The sequence below is a fragment of the Burkholderia sp. 22313 genome (assembly GCF_052045245.1).
In the GTDB taxonomy this organism is placed as follows: domain Bacteria; phylum Pseudomonadota; class Gammaproteobacteria; order Burkholderiales; family Burkholderiaceae; genus Burkholderia.
Window position 1 is genome coordinate 53,798 of the sequence record NZ_JBQEON010000031.1, and the last position, 19,012, is coordinate 72,809.

Genomic DNA, 19,012 nt, shown 5'->3' on the forward strand with positions numbered 1-19,012 from the left:
CCGGTCGCGGTGCGCTTCGTTGCGCTGACGCTGTTCGAAAGCCGGCTGTCGCACGAGGGCGTGTCGCATGTGCCGATCGTGTCGGTACCGGTCGGGCGGGTATAGCGGGAAGGTATAGCGGGAAGGCGGTGGGGCGAAGAACGGAAGGCCGGCGCGGTGTGCGCCGGCCTTCCGTTTTTTTGCGGTTACGCTGCGACCTTGTCGTTGTCGGTCACGCGCTCGACGTTGATCGTGCCGACATGGAACGCGGCCAGCGACTCTCGGTGCGCGATGCTGACGATCGCGGCCTGCGGCAGCTGCTCGGCGAACAGGTGATAGAGCCGCGCTTCATTGTCCGCGTCGAGCGCGCTCGTCGCTTCGTCGAGGAACAGGAAGTCCGGCTTGTGCAGCAGCACGCGCGCGCCGGCGAGACGCTGCTGTTCGCCCGGCGACAGCACGCGCGTCCAGTGGCCGGTCTCGCCGAGGCGCTCGACGTAGTCTTCGAGGCGGCACGCGCGCAGCGCGTCGCGGCACGCGTCGTCGGTGAACGTGTCGGGCGCGGCCGGGTAGGTGAGCGCGGCCTTCAGCGTGCCGATCGGCAAATAACTGGTTTGCGGCACGAACATCATCCGTGCGCCGACCGGGGCGTCGATCGAGCCGTCGCCGAACGGCCACAGGCCCGCGAGCGCGCGCATGAACGTGCTCTTGCCCGAACCCGACTTGCCGATCACGAGCCAGCGCGAGCCGGGTTCGATCGTCAGGTTGCCGATGTTCGCGAGCGCGTTGCCGTTCGGCAGCGCGAGCTTCAGCGATGACGTCGACAGCTTCGCCGCATCGACGTAGTGCAGGTTGATGCCGCCGTGCTCGGTCGCGGGCGACAGGCTTTCCTTCAGGTGCGACGTGCCCATCACGCGCTTGAATTCACGCAGACGGTTGACGGTGGCGCGCCATTCGACGAGGGTCGAGTAACTGTTGATGAACCACGAGAACGAATCGCTGACGGTGCCGAACGCGGACGAGATCTGCATCAGCACGCCGAACGAGAACGCCCCGGCGAAATAGCGCGGCGCCGCGACGACGAGCGGGAAGATGATCGCGATCTGCCCGTAGAAGCTCAGCACGAACGTGAGGCGCTTCGTGTACTTCATCACGCGCCACCAGTTGTCGCGGATACGCATGAACAGGCTCTGCGCGTTGCCGGTCTCGGTTTTCTCGCCGTCGTAGAACGCGATCTGCTCGGCGTTCTCGCGCACGCGGATCAGCCCGAAGCGGAAGTCGGCCTCGACGCGCTGCTGCTGGTAGTTGATCGACACGAGCGGGTGGCCGACCTTCTGGATGATCAGCGAGCCGACCACCGCGTACAGCGCGGCCGCCCACACCATGTAGCCGGGGATCGTGATCGGCGTCGCGCCGAGCGAAAGCGTCAGCGCGCCGGCGAGCGACCACAGGATCGTGATGAACGACACGAGTGTGACGACCGTCGACAGCAGGTCGAGCGACAGCGCGAGCGTGGTCGTCGCGAACGACTGGAGATCGTCGGTGATCCGCTGGTCGGGGTTGTCGGCGAGGCGGTCGCGTTCGATCCGGTAGAACGCGCGATCACCGAGCCACTGGCCGAGAAAGCGGTCGGTGAGCCACTGGCGCCAGCGGAACCCGAGCATCTGGCGCAGGTAGCGGCCGTAGACGGCGAGGATGATGAAGCCGAACGCAAGCGCGGAGAACTGCATCAGCAGGTTCGGGAAGTCGTGGACGTTCTTTGACTGCAGCGCGTTGTAGAACTGCGCGTTCCACTTGTTCAGCTTGACGTTGATCCAGACCACGCAGAGGTTGATCGCGATGATCGTGACTAGCAGCCCCCACGCGATTTTCCATTCGGACGACACCCAGTAGGGCTTGATGAGGCTCCATGCGGATACCGGGCGCTCGTCCTGCGGCGCGGCGGAGGCGGAGCGGACGGGATCGATCGATTGGGTCATGTGCTTCCTGATGAGTAGCCGGCGCGCGGGCCGGGCGAAGCCGGGCGCGCGCCGCGGTACGGCATGCCGGGACGAGGTGCCGACGGACGGCGGGCGTCCGGATGGTGGCCCGGACGTCTTAAACGGCACTTAAGGCCGGCGGTGACGCGGCAACCGGCCGCTCGCGCGGCCGGCCTGCGGGCATTGTGCCAGAGCGGCGCGGCACGACGCGAATTTGCCGCAACGGGGACAGTTTGCGGCGCTTTCCGCTTTTATGGTCTAATGGCCGACGACGAAACAGGGGTGCTTCGAGCGCGGCCGACGGGTAGTTCCGGGCAACGCGGCGAGGCTGAGAAAGACCCTTCGCACCCGATCCGGGTAATACCGGCGAGGGAAGTTTCTGATCCCGCCGGGCCGCGCTGGCTGCCATCCCACATGGTCAGCGCCCGAGTCCCGCCCGGCCGGCCTTTGCTGCCGGTTTCGTCCTTTTGGGTACGCGCGTCGCGCGTTACGGAAGGAATGATGACCGCTCAATCTTCAGTCTTTTGCGCTGTTCCCGATCCGCTGTCGTGTGCGTTGGCACGGGACGGCGCGCGCGCGTCGACGTTCGTCGCGCGTGTCCGCACGGTTCGCCGGGAGGTCGCGCGATGAACGTCCACGCTTCGAACGTCCAGGCTGCCCGGCCGGATTTCGCGGTACTCGGCGGCGGCCTCGTCGGCCGGCTGATCGCGTGGCGGCTCGCGGGCGACGGGCATCGCGTCGCGCTGTACGAGCGCGGCGGCCCGGACGGCGAGCAATCGGCCGCCTGGATCGCGGCCGCGATGCTCGCGCCGCTCGCCGAGGCGGCGAGCGCCGAACTGCTGATCACCGAGCTTGGCGCCGCGTCGCTCGCGCGTTGGCCGCAATGGCTCGCGGAACTGCCCGAACCGGTGTTCTTCCAGCATCACGGCACGCTCGTCGTCTGGCATCACGCCGATCGCGCCGAGGCGCCGCTGTTCGAGCGGCGCGTGCGCGCGAACGCACCGGCCGAGCTGTTCGACGGCGGCTTCGTCGCGCTGGCCGGCGCGCAGGTCGACGCGGCCGAGCCCGCGCTCGCGGGCCGCTTCGCGCGCGGGCTGATGCTGCCGCGCGAAGGGCAGCTCGACAACCGGCAGGCGCTGCGCGCGCTCGCGGCGGGCCTCGCGCAACGCGGCGTCGAGCTTCACTGGCACGCGACCATCGACGACGCGAACCGGCCCGACGCACATTTCACGATCGACTGCCGCGGGCTCGGCGCGAAACCCGTGCTGCCGGCACTGCGCGGCATCCGCGGCGAAGTCGCGCGGGTGCGGGCGCCCGGCATCGGTCTCACGCGGCCCGTGCGGTTGCTGCATCCGCGCTATCCGCTGTACATCGCGCCGAAGCAGGACGACCTGTACGTGATCGGTGCGACCGAGGTAGAGGGCGAGGACATGTCGCCCGTCAGCGTGCGCTCGGCGCTCGAACTCCTGAGCGCGGCGTTCTCCGTGCATCCGGCGTTCGGCGAGGCGCGCATCCTCGAACTCAACGCGCAGTGCCGCCCGACGCTGCCGGATCACCGCCCGGCGGTGATCTGGGACGGTGCGGCGACGCTCGCCGTCAACGGCCTGTACCGGCACGGCTTCATGATCGCGCCGGAAGTCGCGCATGCGGCGGCCGCGTTCGCGCAAGCCGCGCTCGGCGGCGCGGTCGCCGACGCCGACGCGTTCGCCGCGTGGCGCGATGCCGCGCGCTGGCCGGCGCTCCTTCATCACCGCGACGACGCGCGCCAGCCGGCCTGACGCGCGCCGCCGACCGAATTCGATCAAGCCTCATGGATATCCAGATCAACCAACAGACCCTGACGCTGCCCGACGGCGCGACGGTGGCCGACGCGCTTGCCGCGTACGGCGCGCGTCCGCCGTACGCGGTCGCGCTGAACGGCAATTTCGTCGCGCGCACGCAGCACGCGGCACGCGCGCTTGCGACGGGCGACAGGCTCGACGTGGTGCACCCCGTCGCGGGCGGCTGAGCGCCGCCGGTTCGTCCCCGCTCTTCCAGGAAAACGACATGACGTCCCTCACTTCCGCCGACGCGCTCACGCTGTACGGCGAAACTTTCGCAAGCCGCGTGCTGCTCGGCACGTCGCGCTATCCGTCGCTGCAGTCGCTGTCCGATTCGATCGCCGCGTCGCGTCCCGGGATGGTGACGGTCGCGCTGCGCCGCCAGATGACCGGCGGCACGGCCGAGGCCGGCTTCTTCGACCTGCTCAAGCGCCACGCGGTGCCGCTGCTGCCGAACACGGCCGGCTGCCAGACCGTCGCCGAGGCGGTGACGACCGCGCACATGGCGCGCGAGGTGTTCGACACCGACTGGATCAAGCTCGAGCTGATCGGCGACGACTACACGCTGCAACCCGATCCGGTCGGGCTGATCGAGGCGGCCGCGCAACTGGTCAAGGACGGCTTCAAGGTGCTGCCGTACTGCACCGAGGATCTCGTGATCGGCCGGCGCCTGCTCGACGTCGGTTGCGAGGCGCTGATGCCGTGGGGCGCGCCGATCGGCACCGGCAAGGGCGTCGTGAACCCGTACGGGCTGCGCGTGCTGCGCGAACGGTTGCCGGACGTGCCGCTGATCGTCGACGCCGGGCTGGGCGTGCCGTCGCATGCGTGCCAGGTGATGGAGTGGGGCTTCGACGGCGTGCTGCTGAATACGGCCGTGTCGCAGGCCACGCACCCGGAAATCATGGCGCGCGCGTTCGCGCAGGGCGTCGAGGCTGGCCGTGCGGCCTACCTCGCCGGGCCGATGGACGCGCGCGAGACCGCACACGCGAGTACACCGGTCGTCGGGATGCCGTTCTGGCATCAGGACGGGGGCGGCGCATGAGCGCGCGCTTCGCCGATGCCTTCTGGCCGCCGGCCGACGAGCTGGCCGAAGCGGCCGAACGGATTCGCGCCCGTCTGGGCGACTGGCCGGCCGGCACGACGCCGCGGCGGCTGTGCGTGGCGGCGCCGGACGTGCCGGCCGACGGCGACGTGCTGATCGTATCGGCCGGCGACCGCGCCGCGCAGGCGCGCGCGTCGGCAGCATCGCGCCCCGCATCGCCGGACGCGGTCGTGATCGAATTCGATGCGCGCGGCGCGGTGCTGCATGCCGCGGGCGTGCGCCATGCGCTGGACGCTGCGCATCCGCTGGCGGACGACTGGATCGCGGCGCTTGCCGCGTTCCTCGATTGCGGCTTCGCGCCGATCGATGCGCTGGTGCTTGCCTTGGCGTGGCGCGACGGCGACGAGACGCGCGCTTCCGATGCGTGGCCGGTCGACGCCGCCCGGTTTCCGCGCGTGGCCGGCCTGGCCGCGGCGCCTGAGCTCGCATTCCCGCCGTGCCCGGCGCAACTCGGCCTCTATCCGGTCGTCCCGGATGCCGAATGGGTCGAACGCGTGCTCGATTGCGGCGCGCGAACCGTGCAGCTGCGTGTGAAAGACGCGAATCCCGACGCGTTGCGCCGGGAAATCGCGCGGGCGGTCGCGGCAGGGCGCCGCTATCCCGATGCGCGCGTTTTCATCAACGATCACTGGCAGATCGCGGTAGAAGAGGGGGCGTACGGCGTACATCTGGGTCAGGAAGACCTCGAGACGGCCGATCTCGCGGCGATCGCGCGCGCCGGGCTGCACCTCGGGCTGTCGAGCCACGGTTATTACGAGATGTTGCGCGCGTTGCACGAGCGCCCGAGCTATCTGGCGCTCGGTCCTGTTTATGCGACCGCGACCAAGGCGGTCGCCGCACCGCCGCAGGGCCTCGCCCGAATTGCCCGCTATGCGCGCTTCGCCGGCGCGCGTGCGCCGCTCGTCGCGATCGGTGGCGTCGGGCTCGAGGCATTGCCGGACGTACTGGCGACGGGCGTCGGCAGCGTTGCGGTGGTCAGTGCGATCACGCGCGCAAGCGATTGCCGGGCGGCGATTGTTGCGTTGCAGCAATGTTTTGCCCGACAATTTGACAATCATTGACCGCGGGGTCCGGAACGGCGTCACGACATCATTCCAAGGCAGGCCCTATAATTCGGCGTTCTGCGTAAAAGGACTGTCAGCTCCGTGAGCCCCGCTCCTACCGAAACCCTGCTGGAACTTCGCGACGTCGACTTTGGCTACGGCGACCGCCTCGTCCTGTCGAACCTGAACATGCGCTTCGGGCGCGGCAAGGTCGTCGCCGTCATGGGCGGGTCGGGCGGCGGCAAGACGACCGTGCTGCGCCTGATCGGCGGCCTCGTGCGCGCGAACCGCGGCCAGGTGCTGTTCGACGGCGCCGATGTCGGCGCGCAGACGCGCGACGGCCTGTACGCGCTGCGCCGCAAGATGGGCATGTTGTTCCAGTTCGGCGCCTTGTTCACCGACATGTCGGTGTTCGAGAACGTCGCGTTCTCGCTGCGCGAACACACCGACCTGCCCGACGACCTGATCCGCGACCTCGTGCTGATGAAGCTCAACGCGGTCGGCCTGCGCGGCGCGCGCGACCTGATGCCGTCCGAGGTGTCGGGCGGGATGGCGCGCCGCATCGCGCTGGCGCGCGCGATCGCGCTCGACCCGCAGCTCATCATGTACGACGAGCCGTTCGCGGGCCTCGACCCGATCTCGCTCGGCATCACCGCGAACCTGATCCGCACGTTGAACCAGGCGCTCGGCGCGACGTCGATCCTCGTCACGCACGACGTGCCGGAATCGTTCGCGATCGCCGATTACGTCTATTTTCTGGCCAATGGCAGCGTGCTCGCGCAGGGTACGCCCGACGAGCTGCGCGCATCGACCGATCCGAGCGTGCGCCAGTTCATCGACGGCGCGCCGGACGGCCCGTACAAATTTCATTACACGAGCGCGCCGCTGGCAGCGGATTTCGGGCTCGGCGGAGGACGCGCATGATCAGCGCGATCGGACGTTACGTCATCGGCGGCCTCGAGCGCGCGGGCTACGGCACGCGGCTGTTCGTGCGCCTCGTGCTGGAATTCTTCCCGCTGCTGCGCCGGCCGAGGCTGGTCACGAAGCAGATCCACTTCCTCGGCAACTATTCGTTCGTGATCATTGCCGTGTCGGGGCTGTTCGTCGGTTTCGTGCTCGGCCTGCAGGGCTATTACACGCTGAACCGCTACGGGTCCGAGCAGGCGCTCGGCCTGCTGGTTGCGCTGTCGCTCGTGCGCGAGCTCGGGCCGGTCGTCACCGCGCTGCTGTTCGCAGGCCGCGCGGGCACGTCGCTCACGGCCGAGATCGGCCTGATGAAGGCCGGCGAGCAGCTCACCGCGCTCGAGATGATGGCCGTCGACCCGATCAAGACGGTGATCGCGCCGCGCTTGTGGGCCGGCATCATCGCGATGCCGCTGCTCGCGGCGATCTTCAACGCCGTCGGCGTGCTCGGCGGCTATTTCGTCGGGGTCGTGCTGATCGGCGTCGATCCGGGCGCGTTCTGGTCGCAGATGCAGGGCGGGGTCCAGGTGTGGGCCGACGTCGGCAACGGCGTGATCAAGAGCATCGTGTTCGGGTTCGCCGTGACCTTCATTGCGCTGTTTCAAGGGTATGAAGCGAAGCCCACGCCCGAAGGCGTGTCGCGCGCGACGACCAAGACGGTCGTGTTCGCGTCGCTCGCCGTACTCGGCCTCGATTTCCTGCTGACCGCGCTGATGTTCAGCTAAGCCTCAGCCAAGCCAAATTTTGGAATGACGATGAAAAAGACTGCTCTCGACTTCTGGGTCGGCCTGTTCGTGGTGGTGGGCTTCCTTGCGGTGCTGTTCCTGGCGCTCAAGGTAGGCAACATGAGCTCGCTGTCGTTTCAGCCAACCTACTCGGTGAGGATGAAATTCGACAACATCGGCGGGCTGAAGCCGCGCGCGGCCGTGAAGAGCGCGGGCGTCGTGGTCGGCCGCGTGAAGACGATCGGCTTCGATCCGAATACCTACCAGGCGGTCGTGACGATCGACGTCGACGGCCAATACCCGTTCCCGAAGGATTCGTCGGCGAAGATCCTGACGTCCGGCCTGCTCGGCGAGCAGTACATCGGCCTCGATCCGGGCGGCGACACCGAAATGTTGAAATCCGGCGATACGATCACGATGACGCAGTCGGCGATCGTGCTCGAGAACCTGATCGGCCAGTTCCTGTACAGCAAGGCCGCCGATGCGGGCGGCGCGAAGCCGGCCGCCGGGGCGTCGGCCGCGCCCGCACCGGCCGCGCCCGCACCCGTGGCGGTGCCGGCGTCCGCGGTGTCCGGTTCGGGCGCCCAATAACCACACGAGAGAAGGACAAGAGGGTAATGACCATGCAGACGATCCGCATCAGGCACGCCGCGCTCGCCGTGGCGGCAGTCGCCGCGCTGAGCGGTTGCGCGACCGTGCAGACGCCGACCAAGGGCGATCCGCTCGAAGGTTTCAACCGGACGATGTACACATTCAACGACACGGTCGATACCTACGCGCTGAAGCCGGTCGCGAAGGGCTACCAGTACGTGGTGCCGCAGCCGGTGCGAGACAGCGTGACGAACTTCTTCTCGAACATCGGCGACGTCTACATCGCGGCGAACAACATCGTGCAGATGCGGATCGCGGACGGCGTCGGCGACCTCATGCGCGTCGTGATCAACACGGTGTTCGGCGTCGGCGGCCTGTTCGACGTCGCGACGATCGCGAAACTGCCGAAGCACACGGCCGACTTCGGGATCACGATGGGCCGCTACGGCATGCCGTCGGGCCCGTATCTCGTGCTGCCGCTGCTCGGCCCGAGCACGCTGCGCGACACGGCCGGCCTCGGCGTCGACTACGTCGGCAACCCGCTCACCTACGTGAAGCCGGACGGCCTGAGCTGGGGCCTGTTCGGCGTGAACCTCGTCAACACGCGCGCGAACCTGCTCGGCGCGGGCGACGTGCTGGATGCCGCGGCGCTCGACAAGTATTCGTTCGTGCGCAACGCGTACCTGCAGCGTCGTCAGATGCTGATCGACAACGCGCGCGGCGAGGCCGCCACGACGTCGAGCAACGACGCGCTGCCGAAGTACGATCTGCCGGACGACGGCGCGGCTCCGGCGGCAGCCGGCGCGGCCGGTACGGCGGGTGCCGCGGCAGTCGGCGGCGCGACGGCGCCGGCCGGCGCATCGGGTGCGGCGGTGGCTGCACCGGCCTCGGGTGCCGAAATGCCGAACCCGGCCAGCGCGACGACCGTGCCGCCGATGCAGGTGGCGCCGCCGTCGCCGGGCGGGTTCCACTTCCCGAGCATTCGGCTGCACTGACGGACTTACATTCGTTACAGCCGGAAACGATTCAGTCGGTAGCGCACGCGAACTTGCGCGTAAGCTACCGTCTCCAACCTTCGCATCGACTCATTCATGCAGGTCACTACGATGAAAAAACTGTTCCTGATCCCGGTTTTCGCGGCGCTGTTCTCGTTCGGCAGCGCGGCTCACGCGCAAGTCGACCAGTCGAACCCGCAGTCGCTGATCAAGACGGCAACGCAGCAGGTGCTCGACGAAGTCAAGCAGCAGACGATCAAGCAAGGCGATACCAATCGCATCATCACGATCGTCAACAAGGACATCTTGCCGTACACCGATTTCCGCCGCACCACGCAGCTGGCAATGGGCCGCAACTGGCGCGCGGCGTCGGCCGAGCAGCAACAGCAGGTTCAGGAGCAGTTCAAGCTGCTGCTGATCCGCACGTATTCGGGCGCGCTCGCCCAGTTGAAGCCGGACCAGCAGATCCAGTACCCGCCGTTCCGCGCCGATCCGGCCGACACCGACGTCGTCGTGAAGACGGTCGCGATGAACAACGGCCAGCCGGTCCAGATCGACTACCGCCTGTACAAGACGGCCAACGGCTGGAAGGTGTATGACCTGAACGTGCTCGGCGCATGGCTGATCCAGACGTACCAGCAGCAGTTCAACGAGAAGATCCAGCAAAGCGGCGTGGACGGCCTGATCAAGTTCCTGACGCAACGCAACCAGGAACTTGCCGCCGGCAAGCAGGCGTCGTGAGCGGCTTCGCCGCCGGCTCCTCGCTGACCGTCGCGAGCGCGAAGTCCGCGCTCGCGGACGGTCTCGCGCGCATCGGCGCCGGCGCGACCGCCGTCGATTGCGCGACGCTGACGCAGTTCGACTCGTCCGCGCTCGCCGTGCTGCTCGCATGGCAACGTGCCGCCAAAGCGCGCGGCGCGACCCTCGACATCCTCAATCTCCCTCCGAAGCTCGCCAGCCTCGCGCGTGCCTACGGCGTCGACGCGCTCATCGAAGGCACCGGGCGACATTGACCCTGTCCGACCGAAGCCTGCCGCGCCAGCCGGCGCGCGCACGCTTCAGGCCGCGCGCCCCCGGCGTCGGCTTCACCAGCCGGTTTGCCCTATAATCAAGCGTTTTGCGGGGCAGCCAATCGGCGTCCGGCCCCCATTTTCATTCGCAGCAAGCACAGAATAGGCGTCGCGGCCCTGGCGTCGCGCACAGTCATGTCAGCCATAGAAATCCGTCACGTCAAGAAGCGCTACAAATCGCTTCAGGCGCTCAAGGGCGTCAGCCTGTCGGTCGAGGAAGGCGAGTTTTTCGGTCTGCTCGGCCCGAACGGCGCAGGCAAGACCACGCTCATCAGTATCCTCGCCGGGCTCGCCCGGGCCGATGAAGGCAGTATTTCGGTGCGCGGCCACGACGTCGTCAAGGACTTCCGCGGGGCGCGCCGCGCGCTCGGCATCGTGCCGCAGGAGCTCGTCTTCGACCCGTTCTTCACCGTCCGCGAGACGCTGCGGATCCAGTCCGGCTATTTCGGGCTGCGCCGCAATGACGACTGGATCGATGAAGTGATGGCCAATCTCGACCTCACCGAGAAGGCCGACGCGAACATGCGCGCGCTGTCGGGCGGGATGAAGCGCCGCGTGCTGGTCGCGCAGGCACTCGTGCACCGGCCGCCCGTGATCGTGCTCGACGAGCCGACCGCCGGCGTCGACGTCGAACTGCGCCAGACGCTGTGGCAATTCATCTCGCGGCTGAACCGCGAGGGCCACACGATCGTCCTGACCACCCATTACCTCGAGGAAGCGGAGTCGCTGTGCGACCGCATCGCGATGCTGCGTCGCGGTGAAGTCGTCGCGCTCGACCGCACCGACGCGCTGCTGCGCCGCTTCGCGGGGCTGCAGCTGTACCTGCGGCTGGCGACGGGCGCACTGCCCGCCGAGCTGCGCGGGCTGGAGACCGATCCGGCCGCACGCGCGCCGGACGAGCATCTGCTGCGCCTGACGAGCTACGACGATGTCGAGCGGATCCTCGCGCAGTGTCGCGCGGCGGGCTGCACGTTCGACGAGATCGAGGTCCGCAAGGCGGACCTCGAGGATGTGTTCGTCCAGGTGATGAACGGGGCAGAAGTCGTCGAGGGACTGGCATGAACCAACGACCCCAACGCGAACTGCGTTCGCTGCCCCCCGAGGGGGCGCCCGCCACTCTTGGGGCGGCCCGGCGAGTGTCGGGAAGCGGTTTTCAAACGCTGTTCTACAAGGAACTCCTGCGGTTCTGGAAGGTGTCGTTCCAGACGGTGTGCGCGCCGATCGTGACGGCGTTGCTGTATCTGACGATCTTCGGCCATGCGCTGTCGGGCCGCGTCGAGGTGTATCCGGGCGTCGAGTACGTGAGCTTCCTGGTCCCGGGCCTCGTGATGATGAGCGTGCTGCAGAACGCGTTCGCGAACAGCTCGTCGTCGCTGATCCAGTCGAAGATCACCGGCAACCTCGTGTTCGTGCTGCTGCCGCCGCTGTCCTACCAGGACATCTTCGGCGCGTACGTGCTCGCATCCGTCGTGCGCGGGCTCGCGGTCGGCACCGGCGTGTTCGTCGTGACGATCTGGTTTATCCCGATGCATTTCGCGGCGCCGTTGTTCATCATCGCGTTCGCGCTGCTCGGCTCGGCGATCCTCGGCACGCTCGGGCTGATTGCCGGGATCTGGGCCGAGAAGTTCGACCAGCTCGCCGCGTTCCAGAACTTCCTGATCATGCCGCTGACGTTCCTGTCCGGCGTGTTCTATTCGACGCATTCGCTGCCGCCCGTGTGGCGCGAGATCTCGCGTCTCAACCCGTTTTTCTACATGATCGATGGTTTCCGTTACGGGTTCTTCGGCGCGTCCGACATCAACCCGCTCGCGAGCCTCGCCATCGTCACCGGTTTCTTCGTGCTGCTCGCGATATTCGCGATGCGGCTGCTCGCGACCGGCTACAAACTGCGTCATTGATATCGACGGCAGCGGCCGCCACGGGCGGCGCGCGCCGACAGGAGCCCTTCATGTTGCCGACTCCCGAACAGGTCAAGCAATACATCGCCGGCGGTCTCGCCTGCACTCATCTGGAAGTCGAAGGCGACGGCCAGCATTTCTTCGCGACGATCGTGTCGGCGGCCTTCGAAGGCAAGCGGCCGATCCAGCGGCACCAGCTCGTCTATGCGGCGCTCGGCGATCGCATGAAGCAGGAAATCCACGCGCTCAGCATGAAGACGCTGACGCCCGCCGAATGGCAGAACGCATAAACCGGAACCACTGAGTGCAAGTCACCGTCAACGAGCGCGACGCCGTCCAGAGCGTCGCCACGGCACACCCGGCCGCCAACGGGGAATCGCAGGGACAGGGGATGGACAAGCTGGTGATCGAAGGCGGTCGCCGGCTGTCGGGCGAGATCGTCGTGTCGGGCGCGAAGAATGCCGCGCTGCCGATTCTGTGCGCGGGGCTGCTCAGCGCCGAGCCGGTCGAGCTCGACAACGTGCCGAACCTGAAGGATGTGCGCACCACGCTGAAGGTACTGAACCAGATGGGCGTGAAGAGCGAAACCGACGGCTGCCGCGTGCAGCTCGATGCATCGCGCGTCGACAACCTCGTCGCGCCGTACGAGCTCGTCAAGACGATGCGCGCATCGATCCTCGTGCTCGGGCCGCTGCTCGCGCGCTTCGGCGAGGCGAAGGTGTCGCTGCCGGGCGGTTGCGCGATCGGCGCGCGTCCGGTCGACCAGCACATCAAGGGCCTGCAGGCGATGGGCGCCGAGATCAGCATCGAGCACGGCTTCATCGAGGCCCGCGCAAAGCGCCTGAAGGGCGCGCGCATCGTGACCGACATGATCACGGTGACGGGGACGGAAAACCTGCTGATGGCCGCGACGCTGGCCGACGGCGAGACGGTGATCGAGAACGCGGCACGCGAGCCGGAAGTGAGCGATCTCGCCCACTTGCTGGTCGCGATGGGCGCCAAAATCGACGGCATCGGCACCGACCGCCTCGTGATCCAGGGCGTCGAGCGGCTGCACGGCGCGCGCCATTCGGTGATTCCCGACCGCATCGAGGCCGGCACGTTCCTGTGCGCGGTCGCGGCGGCGGGCGGCGACGTGATGCTGACGGGCGTGCGCCCGCACATCCTCGACGCGGTGATCGACAAGCTGCGTGAGGCGGGCGTGTCGATCGAGGAAGGCGACAGCTGGCTGCGCGTGAAGATGGACCGCCGCCCGCAGGCGGTGACGATCCGCACGTCGGAATACCCGGCGTTCCCGACCGACATGCAGGCGCAGTTCATGGCCCTCAATTCGGTCGCGACGGGCACCGCGCAGGTCGTCGAGACCATTTTCGAGAACCGCTTCATGCACGTGCAGGAGCTGAACCGGCTCGGCGCGAAGATCACGATCGACGGCAACACGGCGCTCGTGACCGGCGTCGACAAGCTGTCCGGCGCGAACGTGATGGCGACCGACCTGCGCGCATCGGCGAGCCTCGTGATCGCCGGGCTGCGCGCCGAAGGCGAAACGCTCGTCGACCGCATCTATCATCTGGACCGCGGTTACGATCGCATGGAAACCAAACTGACCGCCGTCGGCGCGAACGTGCGCCGCCTCTCCGGGAGCCAAGCATGACCGCGCCGCTGACCCTCGCCCTGTCGAAGGGCCGGATTTTCGAGGAAACCCTGCCGCTGCTGGCCGCTGCCGGCGTGCAGGTGGCCGAGGATCCGGAAACGTCGCGCAAGCTGATCCTGCCGACCACCGATCCGAACCTGCGCGTGATCATCGTGCGCGCGAGCGACGTGCCGACCTATGTCGAATACGGCGCGGCCGATTTCGGCGTGGCCGGCAAGGACGTGCTGGTCGAGCACGGCGGCTCGGGCCTCTATCAGCCGATCGATCTGAACATTGCACGCTGCCGGATGTCGGTGGCCGTGCCGGCCGGTTTCGACTACGCGAACGCGGTGCGCCAGGGCGCGCGCCTGCGGGTCGCGACCAAGTACGTCGAAACGGCACGCGAACACTTCGCCGCGAAGGGCGTGCACGTCGACCTGATCAAGCTGTACGGCTCGATGGAGCTGGCGCCGCTGGTCGGGCTGGCCGATGCGATCGTCGACCTCGTCAGCTCGGGCGGCACGCTGAAGGCGAACAATCTGGTCGAGGTCGAGGAGATCATGGCGATCTCGTCGCGCCTCGTCGTGAACCAGGCTGCGCTGAAGTTGAAGCGCGCGGCGCTCAAGCCGATTCTCGACGCGTTCGAACGCGCGTCGCAGAATGGCAATTGAGCGCATCACCGTAACGGAATTCCCATGGCCATCACCATCCGCAAACTCGATTCGACGAGCGAAGGCTTCGACGCCGCGCTGCGTGCGGTGCTCGCGTTCGAGGCGAGCGAGGACGACGCGATCGAGCAGTCGGTCGCGAAGATTCTCGCCGACGTGAAGTCGCGCGGCGACGCCGCGGTGCTCGAGTACACGAACCGCTTCGACCGGCTGGACGCGCACAGCGTCGCCGCGCTCGAACTGCCGCAGGACGCGCTGCAGACGGCGCTCGACGGCCTCGCGCCGAAGGCGCGCGCGGCGCTGGAAGCCGCCGCCGCACGCGTGCGTGCGTACCACGAGAAGCAGAAGATCGAGTGCGGCACGCATAGCTGGCAGTACACGGAAAGCGACGGCACGGTGCTCGGCCAGAAGGTCACGCCGCTCGACCGCGTTGGCCTGTACGTGCCGGGCGGCAAGGCCGCTTATCCGTCGTCGGTGCTGATGAACGCGATTCCCGCGCGGGTCGCGGGCGTTGGCGAAATCGTGATGGTCGTGCCGACCCCGGACGGCGTGAAGAACGACCTCGTGCTTGCCGCGGCGCTGCTCGGCGGCGTCGATCGCGTGTTCACGATCGGCGGCGCGCAGGCGGTTGGCGCGCTCGCGTACGGCACCGAGACGGTGCCGGCCGTCGACAAGATCTGCGGGCCCGGCAACGCGTACGTCGCATCGGCGAAGCGCCGCGTGTTCGGCACGGTCGGCATCGACATGATCGCCGGCCCGTCGGAAATCCTCGTGCTGTGCGACGGCACGACCGATCCGAGCTGGGTCGCGATGGACCTGTTCTCGCAGGCCGAACACGACGAGCTCGCGCAGTCGATCCTGCTGTGCCCGGACGCCGCGTTCCTCGATCGCGTCGAGAAGGCGATCGACGAGCTGCTGCCGACGATGCCGCGCCAGGACGTGATTCGCGCGTCGCTCGAAGGCCGCGGCGCGCTGATCAAGGTGCGCGACATGGCCGAAGCGTGCCGGATCGCGAACGACATCGCGCCCGAACACCTCGAGATTTCCGCGCTCGAGCCCCAGCAATGGGGCCAGCAGATCCGCCACGCCGGCGCGATCTTCCTCGGCCGCTACACGAGCGAAAGCCTCGGCGACTACTGCGCGGGCCCGAACCACGTGCTGCCGACGTCGCGCACCGCGCGTTTCTCGTCGCCGCTCGGCGTGTACGACTTCATCAAGCGTTCGAGCCTGATCGAGGTCAGCGCCGAAGGCGCGCAGACGCTGGGCGAGATCGCGTCCGAGCTGGCCTACGGCGAAGGGCTGCAGGCGCACGCGCGCAGCGCCGAACTCCGGATGAAGGGGTGACGCGCGCCGGAGCCGATACCGACGTATCGCTCCGGTCGACGAGGAGACCCCGCGCAGGGCGGCAGCCGCCGCCTTGCCGACCATTGACGCCGGCGCGACGCATGCCGGCCTGAGACCATGACGACGCCACAAGACATCATCCGCCGCGACGTGCTCGCGATGACGAGCTACCCGGTGCCCGACGCGAGCGGGTTCGTGAAGCTCGACGCGATGGAGAACCCGTATTCGCTGCCCGCGCCGCTCGCGGCGGCGCTCGGCGAGCGGCTCGCGCAGGTCGCGCTGAACCGCTACCCGGCACCGCGCCCGAGTGCGCTGCTCGACAAGCTGCGCCGCGCGATGGGCGTGCCGGCCGCATGCGACGTCCTGCTCGGCAACGGCTCGGACGAAATCATCAGCATGATGGCGATGGCCTGCGCGAAACCGGGCGCGAAGGTGCTCGCGCCGGTGCCGGGCTTCGTGATGTACGAACTGTCCGCGAAGCTCGCGCACCTGGAATTCGTCGGTGTGCCGCTCAAGGCCGACCTGACGCTCGACGCCGACGCGATGATCGCGGCGATCGCCGAGCACCGGCCCGCGCTCGTCTATCTCGCGTACCCGAACAACCCGACCGGCACGCTGTACGACGAAGCCGACGTCGAGCGGATCATCGCGGCCGCGCAGCACGGCCTGATCGTGATCGACGAGGCGTACCAGCCGTTCGCGGAGCGCTCGTGGCTGCCGCGCGCGGCCGAGTTCGACAACGTCGTCGTGATGCGCACGGTATCGAAGCTCGGCCTGGCCGGCATTCGCCTCGGCTATCTCGCCGGGCGGCCCGCGTGGCTGACGGAATTCGACAAGGTGCGCCCGCCGTACAACATCAACGTGCTGACCCAGGCGACCGCTGATTTCCTGCTCGACCACCTCGACGTGCTCGACGCGCAGGCGGCCGAACTGCGTGCGGAACGCACGCGTCTCGCGCAGGCCGTGGCCGGGCTGCCGGGCGCGACGGTGTTCCCGAGCGCCGGCAATTTCCTGCTGGTGCGCGTGCCCGACGCGGCGGCCGTGTTCGATGCGCTGCTGACCGAGCGGGTGCTGGTCAAAAACGTGAGTAAAATGCATCCGTTGCTGGTCGAATGCGTGCGGCTGACCGTCGGTTCTCCCGACGAAAACGCACGCCTGCTGGCCGCCTTGAAACTCGCGCTGCCCGGTTGAGCCCAGGGCGCGGCGGCGCGCGACGATCAATCCCCATTTACATCAGACTCAATCAAGGAATTGCCATGCGTGTGGCGGAAGTCGTTCGCAATACCAGCGAAACGCAGATCCGTGTGAAGCTCGATCTCGACGGTACGGGCCGGCAGAAGCTGGCCACCGGCGTGCCGTTTCTCGACCATATGCTCGACCAGATCGCGCGACATGGTCTGATCGATCTCGAGGTCGAAGCGCATGGCGATACGCATATCGACGACCACCATACGGTCGAGGACGTCGGCATCACGCTTGGCCAGGCCGTCGCGAAGGCGATCGGCGACAAGAAGGGCATCCGCCGCTACGGTCATTCGTACGTGCCGCTCGACGAGGCGCTGTCGCGCGTCGTGATCGACTTCTCGGGCCGGCCGGGTCTTGAATTCCACGTGCCGTTCACGCGCGCGCGGATCGGCACGTTCGACGTCGACCTGTCGATCGAATTTTTCCGCGGGTTCGTGAACCACGCGGGCGTCACGCTGCACATCGACAACCTGCGCGGGATCAACGCGCACCACCAGCTCGAAACGGTGTTCAAGGCCTTCGGCCGGGCGCTGCGTGCGGCGGTGGAGCTCGACGAACGCGCGGCGGGACAGATTCCGTCGACGAAGGGCAGCCTCTAACTTCCGAACGGACGACGCCAAGGACAACCTCACGGCTGCGGCGCGGCGCGCCGCCTTGCGATGGATCTGCTCAAATCGTTCATTTCGCTGCTGGCGCTGATCAACCCGGTCGGCGCGGTGCCGTTCTTCCTGAGCCTGACGGCGCAGCAGACGGACGACGAGCGGCGCCGCACGATCCGGATCGCGTCGGTGTCGGTGTTCTGCGTGATGACGGTGACGACGCTGCTCGGGCAGCAGATCATCAACTTCTTCGGCATTTCGGTCGGCTCGCTCGAAGTGGGCGGCGGGATCATCATGCTGCTGATGGCGATCAACATGCTGAACGCGCAGATCGGCAACACGCGATCGACGCCGGAGGAGCGCCACGAAGCCGAGATGAAGGACAACATCGCGGTCGTGCCGCTGGCGATTCCGCTGCTGACGGGCCCCGGCTCGATCAGCACGGTGATCATCTACGCGGCGAACTCGCATCACTGGTATGAGCGAGTCGGGCTCGTCGCGATCGGCGCGGTCCTGGCTCTGTTGTGTTTCCTCGCGATGCGGCTTGCCGAGCCGATCGCGAACTGGATCGGCCGCACCGGCATCAACATCGCCACGCGGCTGATGGGTTTGATGCTGTCGGCGCTGGCGGTGGAATTCATCGTCAATGGACTGAGGGCGCTACTGCCTGCACTGAGATGAAAACTTCGATTGCGATTGTGGATTATGGGATGGGCAACCTGCGCTCGGTCGCGCAGGCGCTCAGGAAGGCCGAACCGGCCGCCGACGTGGCGATCGTCGACACGCCGGCCGCGATTCGCGCGGCCGACCGCGTCGTGCTGCCCGGCCAGGGCGCGATGCCGGACTGCATGCGCTGCCTCGGCGAATCGGGGCTGCAGGAAGCGGTGATCGAGGCGTCGCGCACGAAGCCGCTGCTCGGCGTGTGCGTCGGCGAGCAGATGCTGTTCGACTGGAGCGCGGAAGGCGACACGAAGGGCCTGGGCCTGTTGCCCGGCAAGGTCGTGCGTTTCGAGCTCGATGGCCAGCTGCAGGACGACGGCTCGCGCTTCAAGGTGCCGCAGATGGGCTGGAACCGCGTGCGTCAGTCGCAGCCGCACCCGCTGTGGGACGGCGTGCCCGACGACGCCTATTTCTATTTCGTGCACAGCTATTACGTGAGCCCGGAGAACCCGGCTCACACGGTCGGCGAAACGGCATACGGCGCGCCGTTTACGTCCGCGGTCGCGCGGGACAACCTCTTCGCGACCCAATTCCACCCCGAGAAAAGCGCGGAGGTCGGGTTGCGTCTGTACCGCAACTTCGTACACTGGAAGCCGTAAACGTGGTGTGCGAGCCACAGTCGACAGGTCGGAAACGCCTGT

General features: G+C 67.7%; 22 protein-coding genes and 1 riboswitch (1 of these 23 only partly in view). Of the genes, 21 read left to right on the plus strand and 1 reads right to left on the minus strand.

The window, feature by feature from the left end; translation table 11 throughout:
* Positions 1 to 105 carry the end of an RNA 2',3'-cyclic phosphodiesterase gene (gene thpR / locus ACTJKF_RS23565; RefSeq protein ID WP_440626569.1) on the plus strand. It extends 441 nt beyond the left edge of the window, so the window shows 105 of its 546 coding nt (coding positions 442-546); its start codon lies beyond the left edge, outside the window; it ends in the stop codon at positions 103 to 105.
* Positions 106 to 185: 80 nt separating this feature from the next.
* Here the strand turns inward: thpR and ACTJKF_RS23570 are convergent, their stop codons facing one another.
* A complete protein-coding gene (locus tag ACTJKF_RS23570) occupies positions 186 to 1,955 on the minus strand; it encodes an ABC transporter ATP-binding protein/permease (RefSeq protein WP_440626571.1) in 1,770 nt (589 codons plus the stop codon).
* A 268-nt stretch (positions 1,956 to 2,223) separates the two neighbouring features.
* Positions 2,224 to 2,347: riboswitch (TPP riboswitch) on the plus strand.
* Between the two features lie 234 nt (positions 2,348 to 2,581).
* Here ACTJKF_RS23570 and ACTJKF_RS23575 point away from each other — a divergent pair.
* The 20 genes from ACTJKF_RS23575 (at position 2,582) to hisH (ending at position 18,970) form a co-directional block, all read left to right on the plus strand.
* Entirely contained in the window at positions 2,582 to 3,733 is a 1,152-nt protein-coding gene (locus ACTJKF_RS23575; protein ID WP_440626572.1) for an FAD-dependent oxidoreductase, read from the plus strand.
* A 32-nt stretch (positions 3,734 to 3,765) separates the two neighbouring features.
* Complete coding sequence (thiS, locus tag ACTJKF_RS23580) at positions 3,766 to 3,963, plus strand: sulfur carrier protein ThiS (protein WP_440626574.1); 198 nt, start codon at positions 3,766 to 3,768, stop codon at positions 3,961 to 3,963.
* A gap of 38 nt (positions 3,964 to 4,001) precedes the next feature.
* Entirely contained in the window at positions 4,002 to 4,817 is an 816-nt protein-coding gene (locus ACTJKF_RS23585) for a thiazole synthase (protein WP_039322226.1), read from the plus strand.
* Positions 4,814 to 5,938, plus strand: coding sequence for a thiamine phosphate synthase (gene thiE / locus ACTJKF_RS23590; RefSeq protein WP_440626576.1), 1,125 nt, complete (start codon positions 4,814 to 4,816; stop codon positions 5,936 to 5,938). The genes ACTJKF_RS23585 and thiE overlap by 4 nt, the downstream gene beginning before the upstream one ends.
* Before the next feature lie 84 nt (positions 5,939 to 6,022).
* Positions 6,023 to 6,844, plus strand: a complete 822-nt coding sequence (locus ACTJKF_RS23595; RefSeq protein ID WP_440626577.1) for an ABC transporter ATP-binding protein — start codon at positions 6,023 to 6,025, stop codon at positions 6,842 to 6,844.
* A complete protein-coding gene (mlaE, locus tag ACTJKF_RS23600) occupies positions 6,841 to 7,608 on the plus strand; it encodes a lipid asymmetry maintenance ABC transporter permease subunit MlaE (protein ID WP_011655796.1) in 768 nt (255 codons plus the stop codon). Before ACTJKF_RS23595 ends, mlaE begins: the two co-directional genes overlap by 4 nt.
* A 24-nt stretch (positions 7,609 to 7,632) precedes the next feature.
* Positions 7,633 to 8,199, plus strand: coding sequence for an outer membrane lipid asymmetry maintenance protein MlaD (mlaD, locus tag ACTJKF_RS23605; RefSeq protein WP_440626579.1), 567 nt, complete (start codon positions 7,633 to 7,635; stop codon positions 8,197 to 8,199).
* A 32-nt stretch (positions 8,200 to 8,231) separates the two neighbouring features.
* Positions 8,232 to 9,194 carry an MlaA family lipoprotein gene (locus tag ACTJKF_RS23610; RefSeq protein WP_440626634.1) on the plus strand — a complete coding sequence of 321 codons (963 nt, stop codon included), beginning with the start codon at positions 8,232 to 8,234 and terminating at the stop codon, positions 9,192 to 9,194.
* 111 nt (positions 9,195 to 9,305) lie between these two features.
* A complete protein-coding gene (locus ACTJKF_RS23615) occupies positions 9,306 to 9,935 on the plus strand; it encodes an MlaC/ttg2D family ABC transporter substrate-binding protein (RefSeq protein WP_440626581.1) in 630 nt (209 codons plus the stop codon).
* Positions 9,932 to 10,207, plus strand: coding sequence for an STAS domain-containing protein (locus ACTJKF_RS23620; protein ID WP_440626583.1), 276 nt, complete (start codon positions 9,932 to 9,934; stop codon positions 10,205 to 10,207). Before ACTJKF_RS23615 ends, ACTJKF_RS23620 begins: the two co-directional genes overlap by 4 nt.
* 192 nt (positions 10,208 to 10,399) lie before the next feature.
* Positions 10,400 to 11,326, plus strand: a complete 927-nt coding sequence (locus ACTJKF_RS23625; protein WP_440626585.1) for an ABC transporter ATP-binding protein — start codon at positions 10,400 to 10,402, stop codon at positions 11,324 to 11,326.
* The gene (locus tag ACTJKF_RS23630) at positions 11,323 to 12,162 is read left to right on the plus strand and encodes an ABC transporter permease (RefSeq protein ID WP_440626587.1); all 840 of its coding nucleotides are present in this window, start codon (positions 11,323 to 11,325) and stop codon (positions 12,160 to 12,162) included. Before ACTJKF_RS23625 ends, ACTJKF_RS23630 begins: the two co-directional genes overlap by 4 nt.
* A gap of 50 nt (positions 12,163 to 12,212) precedes the next feature.
* The gene (locus ACTJKF_RS23635) at positions 12,213 to 12,452 is read left to right on the plus strand and encodes a BolA family protein (RefSeq protein ID WP_006477131.1); all 240 of its coding nucleotides are present in this window, start codon (positions 12,213 to 12,215) and stop codon (positions 12,450 to 12,452) included.
* A gap of 14 nt (positions 12,453 to 12,466) precedes the next feature.
* The gene (murA, locus tag ACTJKF_RS23640) at positions 12,467 to 13,816 is read left to right on the plus strand and encodes a UDP-N-acetylglucosamine 1-carboxyvinyltransferase (RefSeq protein WP_440626589.1); all 1,350 of its coding nucleotides are present in this window, start codon (positions 12,467 to 12,469) and stop codon (positions 13,814 to 13,816) included.
* The gene (gene hisG, locus ACTJKF_RS23645; protein WP_006751807.1) at positions 13,813 to 14,466 is read left to right on the plus strand and encodes an ATP phosphoribosyltransferase; all 654 of its coding nucleotides are present in this window, start codon (positions 13,813 to 13,815) and stop codon (positions 14,464 to 14,466) included. Before murA ends, hisG begins: the two co-directional genes overlap by 4 nt.
* 24 nt (positions 14,467 to 14,490) lie before the next feature.
* A complete protein-coding gene (gene hisD, locus ACTJKF_RS23650) occupies positions 14,491 to 15,807 on the plus strand; it encodes a histidinol dehydrogenase (RefSeq protein WP_440626591.1) in 1,317 nt (438 codons plus the stop codon).
* 117 nt (positions 15,808 to 15,924) lie between these two features.
* Positions 15,925 to 16,998, plus strand: a complete 1,074-nt coding sequence (gene hisC / locus ACTJKF_RS23655; protein ID WP_440626592.1) for a histidinol-phosphate transaminase — start codon at positions 15,925 to 15,927, stop codon at positions 16,996 to 16,998.
* A 65-nt stretch (positions 16,999 to 17,063) separates the two neighbouring features.
* On the plus strand, positions 17,064 to 17,651 hold the full coding sequence (gene hisB / locus ACTJKF_RS23660) for an imidazoleglycerol-phosphate dehydratase HisB (protein WP_006751804.1): 588 nt from the start codon (positions 17,064 to 17,066) through the stop codon (positions 17,649 to 17,651).
* Positions 17,652 to 17,711: 60 nt separating this feature from the next.
* Complete coding sequence (locus ACTJKF_RS23665) at positions 17,712 to 18,332, plus strand: YchE family NAAT transporter (protein ID WP_440626597.1); 621 nt, start codon at positions 17,712 to 17,714, stop codon at positions 18,330 to 18,332.
* Entirely contained in the window at positions 18,329 to 18,970 is a 642-nt protein-coding gene (gene hisH, locus ACTJKF_RS23670; protein ID WP_440626602.1) for an imidazole glycerol phosphate synthase subunit HisH, read from the plus strand. The genes ACTJKF_RS23665 and hisH overlap by 4 nt, the downstream gene beginning before the upstream one ends.
* The last annotated feature ends 42 nt before the right edge of the window (positions 18,971 to 19,012 follow it).